Origin of the sequence: Wohlfahrtiimonas populi, assembly GCF_002006795.1 — a bacterium.
In the GTDB taxonomy this organism is placed as follows: domain Bacteria; phylum Pseudomonadota; class Gammaproteobacteria; order Cardiobacteriales; family Wohlfahrtiimonadaceae; genus Wohlfahrtiimonas; species Wohlfahrtiimonas populi.
Map to the genome: position 1 here is coordinate 1 of NZ_MVDN01000001.1, position 15,469 is coordinate 15,469.

13 protein-coding genes, 2 tRNA genes and 1 other RNA gene are annotated in these 15,469 nt (G+C 32.6%); 4 read left to right on the top strand and 12 right to left on the bottom strand.

Annotated features, from left to right (window positions below; translation table 11 throughout):
* On the top strand, nucleotides 1–192 hold a 192-nt coding region (locus BZK16_RS14485), incomplete at its 5' end, for a hypothetical protein (protein WP_233145128.1).
* A gap of 496 nt (nucleotides 193–688) precedes the next feature.
* Here BZK16_RS14485 and BZK16_RS00010 read toward each other — a convergent pair.
* From BZK16_RS00010 to BZK16_RS00020, 5 genes are all read right to left on the bottom strand, one after another.
* Nucleotides 689–949, bottom strand: a complete 261-nt coding sequence (locus tag BZK16_RS00010) for a hypothetical protein (RefSeq protein ID WP_143691115.1) — start codon at nucleotides 947–949, stop codon at nucleotides 689–691.
* Nucleotides 950–1,331: 382 nt separating this feature from the next.
* Nucleotides 1,332–1,550 carry a tyrosine-type recombinase/integrase gene (locus BZK16_RS14490; RefSeq protein ID WP_233145129.1) on the bottom strand — a complete coding sequence of 73 codons (219 nt, stop codon included), beginning with the start codon at nucleotides 1,548–1,550 and terminating at the stop codon, nucleotides 1,332–1,334.
* Between the two features lie 78 nt (nucleotides 1,551–1,628).
* Nucleotides 1,629–2,114 carry a tyrosine-type recombinase/integrase gene (locus tag BZK16_RS14495; protein WP_233145130.1) on the bottom strand — a complete coding sequence of 162 codons (486 nt, stop codon included), beginning with the start codon at nucleotides 2,112–2,114 and terminating at the stop codon, nucleotides 1,629–1,631.
* Nucleotides 2,087–2,476: an Arm DNA-binding domain-containing protein gene (locus tag BZK16_RS14500; RefSeq protein WP_233145131.1), complete on the bottom strand. Its 390-nt coding sequence runs from the start codon at nucleotides 2,474–2,476 to the stop codon at nucleotides 2,087–2,089. The genes BZK16_RS14495 and BZK16_RS14500 overlap by 28 nt, the downstream gene beginning before the upstream one ends.
* A gap of 203 nt (nucleotides 2,477–2,679) precedes the next feature.
* On the bottom strand, nucleotides 2,680–3,072 hold the full coding sequence (locus BZK16_RS00020) for a hypothetical protein (RefSeq protein ID WP_077926873.1): 393 nt from the start codon (nucleotides 3,070–3,072) through the stop codon (nucleotides 2,680–2,682).
* Nucleotides 3,073–3,736: 664 nt separating this feature from the next.
* On the opposite strand from BZK16_RS00020, the gene BZK16_RS00025 reads away from it, so the two are divergent.
* A complete protein-coding gene (locus BZK16_RS00025; protein ID WP_077927372.1) occupies nucleotides 3,737–8,740 on the top strand; it encodes a type ISP restriction/modification enzyme in 5,004 nt (1,667 codons plus the stop codon).
* Nucleotides 8,741–8,798: 58 nt separating this feature from the next.
* Complete coding sequence (locus BZK16_RS00030) at nucleotides 8,799–10,751, top strand: DUF262 domain-containing protein (protein WP_077926874.1); 1,953 nt, start codon at nucleotides 8,799–8,801, stop codon at nucleotides 10,749–10,751.
* 48 nt (nucleotides 10,752–10,799) lie between these two features.
* Here the strand turns inward: BZK16_RS00030 and BZK16_RS00035 are convergent, their stop codons facing one another.
* The 3 genes from BZK16_RS00035 to BZK16_RS00045 all read right to left on the bottom strand — a co-directional run bounded on the left by BZK16_RS00035 (nucleotide 10,800) and on the right by BZK16_RS00045 (nucleotide 11,949).
* Entirely contained in the window at nucleotides 10,800–11,285 is a 486-nt protein-coding gene (locus BZK16_RS00035) for a hypothetical protein (RefSeq protein ID WP_077926875.1), read from the bottom strand.
* Between the two features lie 234 nt (nucleotides 11,286–11,519).
* Nucleotides 11,520–11,699: a helix-turn-helix transcriptional regulator gene (locus BZK16_RS00040; RefSeq protein ID WP_077926876.1), complete on the bottom strand. Its 180-nt coding sequence runs from the start codon at nucleotides 11,697–11,699 to the stop codon at nucleotides 11,520–11,522.
* A 79-nt stretch (nucleotides 11,700–11,778) separates the two neighbouring features.
* Nucleotides 11,779–11,949: a helix-turn-helix transcriptional regulator gene (locus BZK16_RS00045; RefSeq protein ID WP_077926877.1), complete on the bottom strand. Its 171-nt coding sequence runs from the start codon at nucleotides 11,947–11,949 to the stop codon at nucleotides 11,779–11,781.
* A gap of 146 nt (nucleotides 11,950–12,095) precedes the next feature.
* Between BZK16_RS00045 and BZK16_RS00050 the strand changes: the two genes are divergently transcribed.
* On the top strand, nucleotides 12,096–13,289 hold the full coding sequence (locus tag BZK16_RS00050; RefSeq protein WP_077926878.1) for a hypothetical protein: 1,194 nt from the start codon (nucleotides 12,096–12,098) through the stop codon (nucleotides 13,287–13,289).
* A 51-nt stretch (nucleotides 13,290–13,340) separates the two neighbouring features.
* On the opposite strand, the gene BZK16_RS00055 is transcribed toward BZK16_RS00050, so the two are convergent.
* The 4 genes from BZK16_RS00055 to BZK16_RS00070 form a co-directional block, all read right to left on the bottom strand.
* Nucleotides 13,341–14,549 (bottom strand): tyrosine-type recombinase/integrase, encoded by a 1,209-nt coding sequence (locus BZK16_RS00055; RefSeq protein WP_077926879.1) that lies wholly within the window; start codon nucleotides 14,547–14,549, stop codon nucleotides 13,341–13,343.
* Nucleotides 14,550–14,706: 157 nt separating this feature from the next.
* Nucleotides 14,707–15,059: a transfer-messenger RNA gene (gene ssrA, locus BZK16_RS00060) on the bottom strand.
* Between the two features lie 102 nt (nucleotides 15,060–15,161).
* Nucleotides 15,162–15,237 (bottom strand) — tRNA-Phe (locus BZK16_RS00065).
* Between the two features lie 19 nt (nucleotides 15,238–15,256).
* Nucleotides 15,257–15,332 (bottom strand) — tRNA-Phe (locus tag BZK16_RS00070).
* Nucleotides 15,333–15,469 lie beyond the last annotated feature (137 nt).

A 15,469-nucleotide genomic window follows, 5' to 3' on the forward strand; every position in this document is an offset into this window, starting at 1 on the left:
GAGAGTGTCATGCATAACTTAAACTTAGAAGCTCATCTCATTAATGCCAAATGCCCTAAATGCGCCAAAATAATTGCTGAATCAATTAGCAGGCTTACTGTTTCATGCACAACATGCAAGCATGGCTTTGATATCGATGAAAATGAATTTCAACAAAAGGTAGAAGCTTGCTGCTCTATCCAACTGAGCTAATAGGGTTTATTACAGGCATAAAAAACCCTGCTTGGGAGGACTGGGAGTGTCGAAGCAGGGATTTTTTACCAAAGGAGAGCTAATTGTTTAGCACTTACTTTATATAACTTTACTAGAAAAATGTCAATCTTACACTTAAGAACAAATACTATCTGAGCTAGCTGTATTTATTTTAATACATAAAAAAACCCCAACTGAATGGGGCAGTAATACCACTAAATTGTAATTATCCACTCAGATTTCTCTAAGCCCATATAGATTAAACTATTACAATTAAAATTAACAACCAAATATAAAACTATATGATTACTATCAGTATATATAAAAATACACTGAATAATTTACTCAACAATTAAATATCTTTACTATACTAGATGGCTTATAACAAAAGACCCCATATTTCTATGAGGTCTTTTACACATCAAACTAACAGCATCTCCAGATTCAATATCTACTATATTAATCACCCCGTCAACAAAAATACTTATAAAATAAATTAATGACTTATTTTAATACAACAAATAGATATTAAATACAGAAGACCATTAAATAGTCTTTCAAATTCAGTTGCAAGCCAAAGAGCATTGATGTGATATTTACCACTCAATACTCCTTTAACCTGTGGCTTGATCTGAAAATATAAATCACGTACGAGCTTCTTTTTGTTGGATGCACTGCCATACTTGCTAGCTCTTGCTTGGCGCACTACTTCATTCAAATTGAAGTCTAAAATCTCATGGTTAATTTTGATTTTCATCTCGCAACCCATATTCCTTAATCTTTTTGTTCAGAGTGGGATGAATACAAAGCTGCAATCCATTACCATCATATAATCTATATAATTTTTCACGCGGTTTAGCATCTTTCACATGCTTAACCGTTAGCGGTATGATCAACCTAGCTATAATAGTAGTACAAACCTTATAAATTCAAGAGATAACTATTCTTACAGCTAATTAAAAATTTATCAAAAAATAAAATATAATATAATATAATATTAAATATCAATCAATTAAAAAACAAAGATTTCATAAAAATCACAACAAACCACAAAATAAAAATAAAAAATTGGCACAAAACTATTTTTAATCTAAATATATCTCATCCAACGCATCAGCATTACCTTTTTGAGTTGAGCATTAATCAATAAAATCACTCCACCACTGTAAAACCTCTCTTTTTTGCTTGATATAATTCGCTTTATTGTAGATAGCACGAGTTTTATTATCATCAACATGTGCTAAACACGACTCAATCACATCTTTATCAAACAAACCTGTTTCATTCAAAATTGTTGAAGCTAAATGCCTTAACCCATGAATTGTTGTATCAATACCATGCCTTTTGGCTAGCGCCAAAGGATATGAAACACTAATATGCCCTGAAAAATTTCGACCAGGAAAGATATACTCTCCACCTTGGCTTTGAGCTTTAATTTAGTCCAAAATTCCAACAGACTGCCAAGATAAAGGGATGTAATGAGTGCGATCAATCTTCATTTCCTCCCCATCAATGACTATGCATTTCATTTTTTCATCATATTGATCCCATCTGGCTGCCGCAGATTCTACTGGTCTTGTAATATTTCTCAATATAAATTCAGTGCACAATCGACCAGACAAATTAATCTTTTCATTCTGAAATATTGCAAAAAATTGATAGATTTTATCTTGATCTACAGATTTATAATTTTTAGGCTTTCTTACTTTAAATGCCTGAGTAGATACCTGAATAACAGGATTATACTTACATAAACCTCGTGCTACCGCAAAATCAAATGTCAGCTTTATAAATGATTTAGTTTTAATTAATTGAGCTAATGCTTCTCGTGCCTCAACAGCCAAAAGCGCATCCACAATGTGCTTAGCTTCAATCTCATGGATCTTCATATTACCTATCTTAGGAAATACATCAGCAACCATATATTCATTGCACGAGTATGATGCCGCTCACTAACGTTCACTTTCCAACGCTCATACCAATCCATAAAAACGGATTCATATGTATGATTGCTACTAGTTTGAATAGTTTCACCATTAATTAACTGAAGCTTTAATACATCACGCTTTATTCTTGCATCTGCTAATGTAATTAAATTTGCATCACCAATAGTATATGTTTTTCGTTTTTTATTATAATCATGATAATCAAAGCGCCAAACTTTACTCCCACTTGGGTGAATGCAAAGTTGCAAGCCATTGCCATCATATAATCTATAAAGCTTCTCTTGTGGTTTAGCATCTTTCACTTGCTTAACCGTCAGTGGTACGATGATTCTAGCCATAATAGTAGTATATCTATTGAGTAAAATTAATATACTACCATTTATACTATCTGGTGGAGGCGGCGGACTCTAAACCAAAACAATAACACATTGATAACAAATATATAAAGTGAATTCAATCTACATTTAGTACTAAAATTCAGTACTAATAAAAATAATATTGAACTAAATTCATATCAATTTGTTAATCCCACTTATAAAAATTATTTCATCAATTGCTTTAGCTGTATAGTCAAAATATTTACCTGATTTTCTAAAATAGCAATTCTATCTCTTAATTCTTCTAACTCTTCTTGAGCAAAGTTATTATCTGTATCATTTTTAGCAGGAGAATACAATTTGGGCAGCCCTGAATTTAAATACAGTTCTACTAACAAATCTGCTTGCTCATCATCAATTGTAACCTGACAAGAATCTCTCAACTCACCAGTTTCTTTATTAAGCATAGGCGTCACTAATGTTTTCATCCCTGCCAATGCATCATCTCCAACTACATAACCTAATTCTGTTTTCTTTATTAAATTTGAATCACGCATCCACTTGTAAAAAGTATTTTGATTAAATTTATGTTTTGCTTTTAATTCATGTAATTTCATCTAAAACTCACTATCCAAAAATGAATCAATAAAATTTTTATGTAACTTCGATGCTTACCATACATAACATCAATCATTGTGACAATGACTAAACTGCACCTTATATAGTCTGATGGTATAATTTAAACAAATTTTTTCAATCTGACCTAAAGATACATATATATTTTGCTCTAAACTCCCTCTCTGAATCATTGTAAATAACACCGATGATTCTACAATTAAATATATGTTCCACTACTGGCATTGGCTTTTTAACACAAAAAATTTGCGGGAATATTTTTTAGCCTATACACATTATGATCTTACTCTTTGATTTTAAGCCAAAAATTCCATCTAAAAAATTTTGTAGAACTTTTTTACAGCAACCACAATCCTAGTTTTTCAACTCGATAAATGCTGCTTAATACCGTATGATAAGCCTCATTATTTCTATGTTTATGATGAGCCTAATATGACAACACCATTAAGAAAGCTACTAACAGAGTTTCGTGATAGAACATTGACAGAACGTGATAAAGGAACAAGTTTCGAGAATTTAATCGTTCAATACTTTAAGACAGAACCATTCTATAAAGANACCACAATCCTAGTTTTTCAACTCGATAAATGCTGCTTAATACCGTATGATAAGCCTCATTATTTCTATGTTTATGATGAGCCTAATATGACAACACCATTAAGAAAGCTACTAACAGAGTTTCGTGATAGAACATTGACAGAACGTGATAAAGGAACAAGTTTCGAGAATTTAATCGTTCAATACTTTAAGACAGAACCATTCTATAAAGAGAAATATATTGATGTATTATCCTACGCTGATTGGGTAGAAAAATATGGTGAAGAATTAGGTATTACCAATAAAAAAGATACTGGCATTGATTTAATTGCAGTCACAGAAGATCAATCATTCCATGCTATCCAATGCAAAAACTATGCTGAAGATTACAAATTATCAAAGAAGGATATTGATAGCTTCTTTACAGCTTCAGGCAAAAACTATTTCTCACAAAGAATCATTGTTAGTACCACAACACAATGGACAGAAAACGCCGCTGATTCCTTAGAAAATCAAAACCCTCCTGTATCTAAAATAGATTTATATGCTTTAGAAAATAGCGTAATTGATTGGTCTCAATACCATGAAAAACTAAAGCCTACATTAAAGCCATTAAAGCAATTAAGACCTCATCAAAAAAGTGCGCTCAGTGATGTTATTCGTAGGCTAGCTACAGAAGATCGTGGCAAGTTGATCATGGCTTGTGGTACAGGCAAAACATTCACATCCTTAAAGATCGCTGAAAAAATGGCTGGTATTGGTAAAAGAGTTTTATTCTTAGTGCCTAGCTTATCCCTGCTCTCTCAATCCTTAACAGAATGGACACAAGAATCATCCATTCCTTTGAGAAGCTTTGCTGTATGTTCAGATAGTGACGTGGGTAAAAAACATGGTCAGGATGATGATCAAGTTATTGCTGGCATGAGTGATCTACAATACCCTGCTACAACAAATGCAAAATCATTAGGCTATACATTAGAAGCTAAACACAACAATGATGCAATGACTGTAGTATTCTCTACTTATCATTCAATCGCCGTAATTAATGAAGCACAGAAAGCTTTCCAAATGAAAGAGTTTGATCTAATCATTTGTGATGAAGCACATAGAACTACAGGCGCTACATTTGAAGGTGAAGATGAATCTACTTTTGTACGCATTCACAATAATGATTATGTCGCAGGTAAAAAACGCTTATACATGACAGCAACACCAAGAATCTATGGTGAGAATGCTAAACAAACTGAGAATGTAGAATTATGTTCAATGGATGATAAGTCTTTATTTGGTGAAGATTTACACGTTATCACATTCTCACAGGCTGTTTCATTAGGCTTATTAGTTGATTATAAAGTTGTGGTATTAGCTGTTGAAGAATCACAAATCAGCAGATCATTACAGAATCTATTAAAAGATGATGATAACTCTTTAAAAGTAGATGATGCTGCAAAGATTGTAGGCTGTTGGAAAGCACTATCTAAGCAAGGCTTTGATGATCATGATACTGACCCTATGAAACGTGCGGTTGCTTTCTGTCAGGTGATCAATAAAGAATATAAAGGTAAAGCTCATAAGGTTAGCTCTATCCAAATCTCTGAGATGTTTGGTGCTGTCGTAGAAGAGTATCAAAAATATGAACAAGCTCAGTTATTATTAGAAAATCCTGATAAAGAACTACCAATCGCCCTATCAATGAAATGTGAAGCTGAGCATGTTGACGGTGGAATGAATGCTAGTGAAAAAGAAAGTAAGCTTGATTGGTTAAAAGAAGCAACACCTGATAATACATGCCGTATTCTTTCTAATGTACGCTGTTTATCTGAAGGCGTAGATGTACCTTCTTTGGATGCTGTTCTATTCTTAACACCTAGATCATCACAGGTAGATGTTGTTCAATCTGTGGGTCGTGTAATGCGTTTAGCACCTAATAAGAAATTAGGTTACGTCATTTTACCTGTAGTTATCCCTGCTGGTGTAGAACCTGAAAAAGCTATGGATGATAACCAAACCTATAGAGTTGTATGGCAAGTATTGAATGCTTTAAGGTCACATGACAACCGCTTTGATGCCATGATCAATAAAATGGAGTTCAACGGTAATGATCGTAATCGCATGGAAGTCATTGCGATGGTAGATCAAGTAAATCGTAAAGCAACTAAACAAACAGCTAAAGAGAAGTCAGCAGGTAAAGCTAAAGGTGGCTCATCCATTGGCTCAGCAGAACCACAACCAATACAAGATACTTTCACTTTTGAAGTAGGTGCTATTGAAAGAGCTTTATGCGCTAAGATCGTTAAAAAATGTGGCAATCGCTTTCATTGGGAAGATTGGGCTAATGACATTGCTAAGATCGCTAGAACGCATATAGATCGTATTACAGGTATTTTAGAAAATCCTGAGAACGTCAATGAACAAGCTGCTTTTAATGAATTTGCACGTGAATTAAGAGATGATTTAAATAACTCTATCACTGATGCTGAAATCATTGAGATGCTAGCACAGCACATCATCACTAAGCCTGTTTTTGATGCGCTCTTTGATAAATATAGCTTTGCACAGCATAACCCTATGTCTAAGGCTATGCAAGCTGTTCTAGACCGCTTACAAGAGCATAGATTAGATAAAGAATCTAAGACATTGCATGACTTCTATGAATCAGTAAAAATGAGAGCTGAAGGCATTCAAAGTGCTGAAGGTAAACAACGTATTGTTGTGGAACTTTATGATAAGTTCTTTAGAAATGCCTTCCCACGAATGACAGAACGATTAGGGATTGTTTATACCCCTATTGAAGTAGTGGATTTCATCATCCATTCTGTAGAAGATGTATTAAAGCAAGAGTTTAATACAAGCTTAGCCAATGATAATGTTCACATCCTAGACCCATTCACAGGTACAGGTACATTCATTACTCGCTTATTGCAAAGCGGTATCATTCCAAAAGAAAAACTACCCTACAAATATAAAAATGAAATTCATGCGAATGAGATTGTATTGCTAGCCTACTATATCGCCGCTATCAATATTGAAGCCACTTATCATGGAATATTAAACAATAACATTCATGGCGAAAATGATGATACTCAGAAAGACATCCCCTACGCGCCATTTGAAGGCATCTGTTTAACTGATACATTCCAAATGAATGAAAAAGCTGATCTTGTGGATGTGCTCTTGGAAGAAAATAGCTCACGCCGTAAACGCCAACAGGAATTACCGATTAACGTCATCATAGGCAACCCACCATATTCAGCAGGTCAAGAAAGTGAAAACGATGGCAATAAGAATGTGGCTTATCCTAAACTAGATGAAATCATTAGTAATACATATGCTGCTAAATCTACCGCCACTCTACAAAAAAACTTATATGATAGCTATATACGTGCTATTCGTTGGTCATCTGACCGCATTAAAGATCGTGGTGTAATTGGATTCGTGACCAATGCAAGTTTTGTAGATAGTAATTCTATGGATGGATTACGTAAATGTTTAGTAGAAGAATTTAGTTCTTTGTACATATTTCATTTACGAGGAAATCAAAGAACATCAGGAGAAAGATCACGTAAAGAAGGTGGAAAAATATTTGATTCAGGTAGCAGAGCACCAATTGCAATTTCTTTATTAGTTAAAAACTCTAATACTAAAGAACATGGAAAAATATTCTTCCATGATATTGGTGATTACATTAATCGCCCTGATAAACTAGAAATTATTCAAGAGCTTAAAAGCTTAAATGGCATTACTCAAGAGAATAAATGGACTGAAATTATCCCTGATCAATTTGGTGATTGGATTAACCAACGTGACCCTAATTTTGATAATTACTTAAGTTTAGGTGATAAAAAAGATAAAAATAGCCTTAATATTTTTCAAAACTACTCCCAAGGGCTACTCACTAGTAGAGATGCATGGTGCTATAATACATCAGAGTCTACAGTAAAAAATAATATTAAAAATATGCTTCTTGTGTATAGTGAAGAGCTATCAAAAGCAACAAAAGCTAATTTAGATGTAGAGGATATTAATATCAATAAAAATCCGTCTCAAATCAGCTGGAGCGGAAACTTAAAAACATACTTTAATAAGAGAGTAGAACTACCGTTTAATAAAGATAATATTCGTCCATCTCTATATAGACCTTACTTTAAAGAATATTGTTATTTCGATAGAAATCTAAATGAGCGTGTTTACCAAATCCCGCAATTATTCCCAACTGCATCACATACAAATCTTATTTTTTCTATCACTGGGCGTGGAGCAACTAAAGAATTTTCAACCATGATGAGCGATCTCATTCCTGATTATGAAATGATTTCTAAAGGGCAATGTTTTCCATTATATCTATATGAAAAGAAAGATTTAACCAAAGGGTATCATGATCTGTTTGATCAAGGTAATGAAACAACTCAAGAGGACGCATATACTCGTAAAGATGCTATTACTGATGAAGCATTAAAACACTTCCAAGATGCTTATCCTGACAATGCAATCACCAAAGAAGATTTGTTCTATTACATCTATGGTTTATTGCATAGTGAAGAATATCGTGAGAAATATGCTGACAACTTAACTAAGCAATTACCACGAATTCCTAGAGTTAAAACATACAAAGATTTTACTCACTTCTCTAATGCTGGTCGTGATTTAGCTGAGCTTCATTTGAACTATGAAACAGTGTCTATTTTCGACAAAGCAAAGCTTACTGGTAAGAATGGGTATACAGTAACCAAACAAGCGATTAAAGGCGGTTCTGATAGCGATTACTACGTTACTAAGATGAAGTTTGGTAAGAAGAAAGATGAAGAAACAAATAAGAATGTAGATGATAAATCTACAGTGATTTATAACAACTTCATTACGATTGAAAATATCCCTGAAGAAGCTTATGACTACGTGGTTAATGGCAAGCCTGCCCTTGAATGGGTTATGGAACGCCAATCTGTTACTACTCATAAAGATTCAGGCATTACTAATGATGCGAATGATTGGGCTATCGAAACAATGAAGAATGCACGCTATCCATTAGAGCTATTCTTGCGTGTGGTTACAGTGAGCTTAGAAACTCAGAAGATTGTGAATGGTTTACCTAAATTGGATTTATTGAAGGATTAACAAAAACAACAGCCTATGAAAGTAGGCTGTTTTTATTTATCTAGGAGTCATAATAAATATGGAATTAAAATCTATTCACACTATTTTTAAAGATAGAATCTTACGAATCCCTTCTTATCAACGAGGATACTCATGGGGAAATAATAAATTTCCTACAAAAAAAGATGACTTAAAAGATATAAAAGGACAACTCATAGATCTATGGAATGATATTCAAAACATTCCTGATAATAAATGGCATTACACAGGGCTACTAACATTAGTAAAAATGGAAAATAATGACCCTGATACTGCTCTTTTAACTAATTACCAACAGTTTGCTATTGTAGATGGTCAGCAACGAATTACATCAATCTTAATTTTAATTGCTGTATTAATAAAATATGCAGAACAATATGACCATTATTATGGTATACGCAAGGAAGATGCGGGCTTTCAATATCTTTATATTACTCATTCAACATCCAAAGCATGTATTTTTGGTTATGACCAAGACAATCCAAGCGATAAATTTTTCAAAAAATATGTTCTAGGTTTAAATGATCTTATTTTAGATGATAGCAAAGAGAGCATCTATACAGAAAATTTATTAAAAGCTTATAAATTTTTTGAACAAGCTGTTAGTTTTTATCTAGAAGAGCATGATGATAAAAAATTAGCCCTAACAAAACTATTCACAAAAGTTACTACAAATCTAAGATTAAATGAATATGTGTTACCCGATGAACTAGACGAATATGTAGTATTCGAAACAATGAATAATAGAGGTAAACCTTTATCTCAATTAGAAAAACTTAAAAACAGATTAATGTATCTCGCAGATAAACTAGATATTGCCCCTTCTATAAAGACAAGTTTAATCAATTCTATCAATCAATCATGGATTACTATCTATCAATCTTTAGGTGCTAATAAAAATAACCCCTTAGATGATGATGCATTCATCAAAGCACATTGGATTATGTACTTTGGTAAATACGATAGATCAGAAGCAAATGTATATTCAAATCAACTCTTTAATGATTATTTCACTATTGATCAAGTATATGCAAAAAAAATTACTGAAGTAGAAATTTATAACTATGTTTTATCTTTACAACAAAGCTCTAATTTTTGGAATCAAATTCACAATGTAGAATTTATTGATGATCCTGACATTAAAGAAGGATTACGCAGATTATATAGAGTAGGATTTAGAGCAGCATTCAAGCCTTTGATCCTATCTACGATGCTACAATATCCATCTAATTCAGTATTTTTAGATGTGATCAATGCACTTGAAAACTTTTCTCTCAAGGTCTTTTTAATTACAGGAAGACAATCCAATACTGGTGATAGTAAACTATTTTCCCTAGCTGGTAACCTATACAATAAAACCATAGACCTAGAATACATTATCAATAAAATAAATGAATTCACATCAGAGTATTATAACTTTAATCTATTTGAAACATGGATAGCCGACCTCACGAAGTCTGCTAATAGTTATTATGATTGGGTTGGTTTAAAATATTTACTCTTCGAATATGATAATCATTTAAGAGCTCAAAATAAGACAAATACTGCAATATCTGAATTAAATTGGAAGGATTTTATTAATAAAAAAACTATCGAGCACATATATCCACAAAGTGCTTATGAAAGTGAAAATAATTTAAATGGTGATTGGGACGCATTTAAAGATTTTACCTTGTTACAGAAAAAAAGATTTTGTAACAGCTTAGGAAATTTGTTACCACTGACTAATTCTGATAATGCTAGTTTTAATAATGATCCATTTAAATACAAAGTTGATCAATCAAAGAAAGAGGATAAGTACATTAATCGCGGTTACATACATGATTCTATCAGCGCTCAGATTATTGCAAAAGAACCTGACTGGACACCAGAACAAATTAAAAGAAGAGGTTTGGATATGATAAACTTCCTTTTATACAAGCTAAATGAACCTTCTACCTTATTAACTGAAGAAGAAAAATTAAAACTACTTGGATTAGATTTTTTAATATAAAAATAACCTGCTAAAATAAAAAAGCCCGCTACTATGCGGGCTTATAATTTAGCGTACCCACTTGCTAGGAACACCACCTGTTTTACTGAAACAATAGTTATTGTTCAAGTTATCATGCCATTGCTGCTTGGTTATATAAGAAACCCACTCATACAGATCAAAAATTGCTTTTAAGTCACATGATGCCTTTGGGAATAAACCTTTAATTGCATCCTTTATATGACTCTTAAATGCTATATCTGTACCATCAGGAATTCTAAGCACTAAATGAACATGATATGAATCTACATAACTATGTTCAAAAGTCGCAATAAAAAAGAACTCCATTCTTTTACTTCGATTTTTATAGCATGTACTCAATATTCTCTTATCTAATTTTTTCATCCTTTCTTTTATGATCTCTAAACTCAGATTCTCATCATTTGGATTAATAGTTAATGCGTAGTTACATTCATTTCTAGTAGCAAGAGCATGCAACCATTCAATGGTTTCTTTTTTTGCCCTTTGTTTAGTTTTACAATATGCTTCACTCATTCTTACAATTCTCATCTAATACAATATTAATAATCATTGAGGTAAGAAAGATTGTTAGTAGTAGAATTTAGACAATAAGAACCCATTACCGCTCAGGTTAAGAGCAGCTAATTTAAATTCATTTGTTTTCAAATAAAGGATTGAACCAGCGAACAGAAGCGTGGATTATCTTGTTTATTTCTTATCTAATATTTATACAACTAACAATCTTCAAACCAAACTAGGAACTACTATCTATGCAGCTTTTTTAAGCCCATCTAACCACGCATAAATATCACTAGATTTAAATCCCACAGCCCTAGCTGATAGCTGAACCTGTTTAGGGAATCGCCCCTCTTTAATGTGACGATAGATTGTTGCTTTGGACAATCCTGTTACTTCTACAACCTCATTCATTCGTAAAATCCTATTCATAATTACCTCAAAAATAATTTAAAAATTTAAAATTCAGTTTTCGAAAACTATGAATCAATTTTATAATTTATAAGGTTCACTAAATAGATGGGATATAGGGGATAATGTGNTCACTAGATTTAAATCCCACAGCCCTAGCTGATAGCTGAACCTGTTTAGGGAATCGCCCCTCTTTAATGTGACGATAGATTGTTGCTTTGGACAATCCTGTTACTTCTACAACCTCATTCATTCGTAAAATCCTATTCATAATTACCTCAAAAATAATTTAAAAATTTAAAATTCAGTTTTCGAAAACTATGAATCAATTTTATAATTTATAAGGTTCACTAAATAGATGGGATATAGGGGATAATGTGGGGGATTTTTTTCCCCTACATTAAAGATAGGAATAATATGACTGATAAAGATAACGAATTTGAATCATTTATGGATGATAACTTTGAAGACTTCTACAATAATCTTCCTAAAAAAATTTGGGCAGATATTAATAATTTAACAACATTGCCAAATGTGATTAATCATGACTATATAGAGTTTGATAAGATCGAGGAATGCATTCATATTGATAGTTTAATTAGAAAGCTCATTATAAATAATTACGCTTTATTTCCCAATCAAAATCAATGTGAATGGGATGAGTTGATATATGAATTCAAAAAATTATTAGGCGCAACCGCTACAGAAGAAGAACAATTCAAATTAGGCATCAATCCTGATGAAATTAAGTTTATACGATCTTGTTTACAAGAAAAGATCACTCCAAATACTCCATTTCAATATTGGGAATGTAATTATCAATTCAAACAAAGCTTATATAATGCATTAATCAATGTATGGAAGTTGATTATAGACGCAATCAGCCCTTTTCAAATAAACAATATAGATTTAAGTAACTCAGTATTATTAGACAAAATAGCCACTAGGGCGGATTTTAGAGAAATTATTAAAAAACGTCCCATGCTGTATTTTTATATTGATAAATCCTTAAAAGTCTCTAAGAAAAAAATAAAACTATTCCCTAACTGTAAATTAACTTTCACAGCTCGAGATAATAATTTTTATGAAATTAGCCCTGAAGATGTACTAATATCTAATGACTACAAAATTGATTATACTGAACAATCGATTCAGGTTAATTCTGTCTTTTTAAATAACATTGCATTGACAGATATATCTAATCGCCAAATCATTGTACCAACTAATGAAAACATAGAGTATCTAAAAGGAAACCTAAAAGACATACAATCATATCTAACTCTGCCAATAGAGTATTTTAACATATCTTTACACTTTAATCAAGCCTATATCTCGAATGAACAACTTACTAAATTAGGAATAAACAAACCTAAAAAACAATCAAAACCCGAAAAAAGAAATGCCGCTCTAATGCAATTAATTAAAGAAGACCCAAGCCTAATAGATACAGATGGAATAACATGTACAATGACACAAGAAGAATTATGGGAAAAATGCATAGAGTTTGATCGAAAATTATTTGCTTCAGGTAAAGATGACTTTTTCAATAAAGCCAAAAACCCTAATCTTTCAGAGATTATAAATTTTTCATTACATACACGAAAAAAATAAACAAATGAATAAAATTACAGCACTTAATTTTTAAAGTGCTGTTTAAATAACCTATTTCACTGATTGGCTTCTCAATACATCCAAATAATCCGCCCACTCTTGCAACATCATTCTACGATCATCCAAATATTCTGCATGATTATAAGCTCTACGAATAGAATTACCTTCTTCATGGGCTAATTGCTTTTCAATCCAATCTGAATTATACCCTTGTTCATTAAGCAAAGTGCTAGCCATTCCTCGAAAGCCATGAGGAACTATCTTTCTCTCATATCCTAAGCGTTTTAAAGCCATATTTACAGTATTATTACTCATAAAGGAGGTTGATTTTGTATTACTAGGAAAAATATAAATTTCGTGACCCGTAATCTCAAATAGCTCCCTCAATAACACCACCACCTGATCAGATAATGGCACAAGATGATCTCTACTCATTTTCATTTGTTCAGCAGGTATTTTCCAAATTTTATTTTCAAAATCAATATATTCCCATTTTGACTCATAAACCTCATTTGGTCTAAGCATTAAATATGGCATCATTTTTAATGCATACCAAGTAACGACTCTTCCTCGATTCTTATAAGTTTCAATATCTCGCAACAATTGCCCTATCATTTTAGGATTAGTAATTGTTGGCATTGATTTAGATGCTGCCTTTTGCAAAACAGAATCAATACCAATGGTTGGATTAATAGAACAAACCTCATGGATAATACAATAATTAAAGATTTGGCTAATAATTTGTTTACAACGCTTACTTGTTTCAATTGCCCCATCTCTGCCTATCAATCGAATTAAAGCGATAACATCTTTAGGTTTTATATCTGTAATTTTCTTTTTACCAAAAGTAGGAAGAATATGATTCTTCAAACGCCCCTCTGTATTCTTATAGCTTTTCTCATCAATCTTATTAATTCTAGTTTTAAGCCATTCATTAGACCAATACTTAAAAGAATTATCTGTTTTTGCTTCTCGCTTTTTATCTTTTAAGACTTGAGCATAATCATCACCATTTTTATAAGTATCTACTGCTATTTTAGCTTCATCTCTAGCTTCTTTTAATGACATATCAGGATAGCGTCCAATCACACAAGTTTTTTGTTTCTGCTTCTTCTGATTATCAAAATATGTGTAGACCACTTTGAAGCTTTTCAAGCCTTTCGGACTAACCACCACATACAAATAATTACCATCAAGATGATTACCAACATCCTTAGGAACTTTAAAAGACTTGATTTTAGTATCAGTTAATTTAGACATAAAAAAAACACCTTAATTCATTTGGTACTAATATTTAGTACTAAATAATATTAAGATGTTATGCTTTTTTATGCAACCTAGTGATACTTGATATTCTTATAAACCGTTGATATTATGCGCTTTATAAAACTATCTGATCCTCTAAGATACTTCAATGTGGTGGAGGCGGCGGGATTTGAACCCGCGTCCGAAAACTATCCATCCTTGGTACTACATGTTTAGCCGGATCTTTAATTTAACTGGCTTTAATCCGATCGGCAGGACAAAGCGCAGCTGTTCCAGTAAATTTCGAGAGGGAGCACCTGGACTTACATCTCTCTAGATCGTTTAAGTTGACTGAAATTAGAACTGAACGAACACAGTCTTAATTTCAGTTAGCAGGCTTAAGCTGCTAAAGCGTAGTTATTATCGTTTGCAATTATAACTGTTTGCCGCGTTTTTACGAGACTCTCGACCTTCTCGACATGCACCTCAAACTTCAACATCCCCGTCGAATCCAAGAACGCCCCCATTTGAAACTTTTAAAATTGTAACACAAAAACAGCAAAACTTCTTCCAAATCGTTAAGGTTAAACACACAAACTTTCTCGGGAAATTTTACTGTTCAAAAAATGGTGGCTCGAGACAGAATCGAACTGTCGACACGCGGATTTTCAATCCGCTGCTCTACCAACTGAGCTATCGAGCCTTTTTGGCTTCTGCTTAAATGGTGGCTCGAGACAGAATCGAACTGTCGACACGCGGATTTTCAATCCGCTGCTCTACCAACTGAGCTATCGAGCCATTTATGCGATGTGTCATCGCTAAGCAGGTGAGCATTAAACACTATTCGTTTCATTTGGTCAAGTATCATATATGATTAACTTTTAATCACATGTTATTTTTATATGTTTTGTGATCTAAAATATACGACACACATC

Coding starts and splice junctions, on each gene's coding strand:
- BZK16_RS00010 (WP_143691115.1), bottom strand. CDS start 949: ATGAAAATCAAAATTAACCATGAGATTTTAGACTTCAATTTGAATGAA.
- BZK16_RS14495 (WP_233145130.1), bottom strand. CDS start 2,114: ATGGTTGCTGATGTATTTCCTAAGATAGGTAATATGAAGATCCATGAG.
- BZK16_RS14500 (WP_233145131.1), bottom strand. CDS start 2,476: ATGGCTAGAATCATCGTACCACTGACGGTTAAGCAAGTGAAAGATGCT.
- BZK16_RS00020 (WP_077926873.1), bottom strand. CDS start 3,072: ATGAAATTACATGAATTAAAAGCAAAACATAAATTTAATCAAAATACT.
- BZK16_RS00025 (WP_077927372.1), top strand. CDS start 3,737: ATGACAACACCATTAAGAAAGCTACTAACAGAGTTTCGTGATAGAACA.
- BZK16_RS00030 (WP_077926874.1), top strand. CDS start 8,799: ATGGAATTAAAATCTATTCACACTATTTTTAAAGATAGAATCTTACGA.
- BZK16_RS00035 (WP_077926875.1), bottom strand. CDS start 11,285: ATGAGTGAAGCATATTGTAAAACTAAACAAAGGGCAAAAAAAGAAACC.
- BZK16_RS00040 (WP_077926876.1), bottom strand. CDS start 11,699: ATGAATAGGATTTTACGAATGAATGAGGTTGTAGAAGTAACAGGATTG.
- BZK16_RS00050 (WP_077926878.1), top strand. CDS start 12,096: ATGACTGATAAAGATAACGAATTTGAATCATTTATGGATGATAACTTT.
- BZK16_RS00055 (WP_077926879.1), bottom strand. CDS start 14,549: ATGTCTAAATTAACTGATACTAAAATCAAGTCTTTTAAAGTTCCTAAG.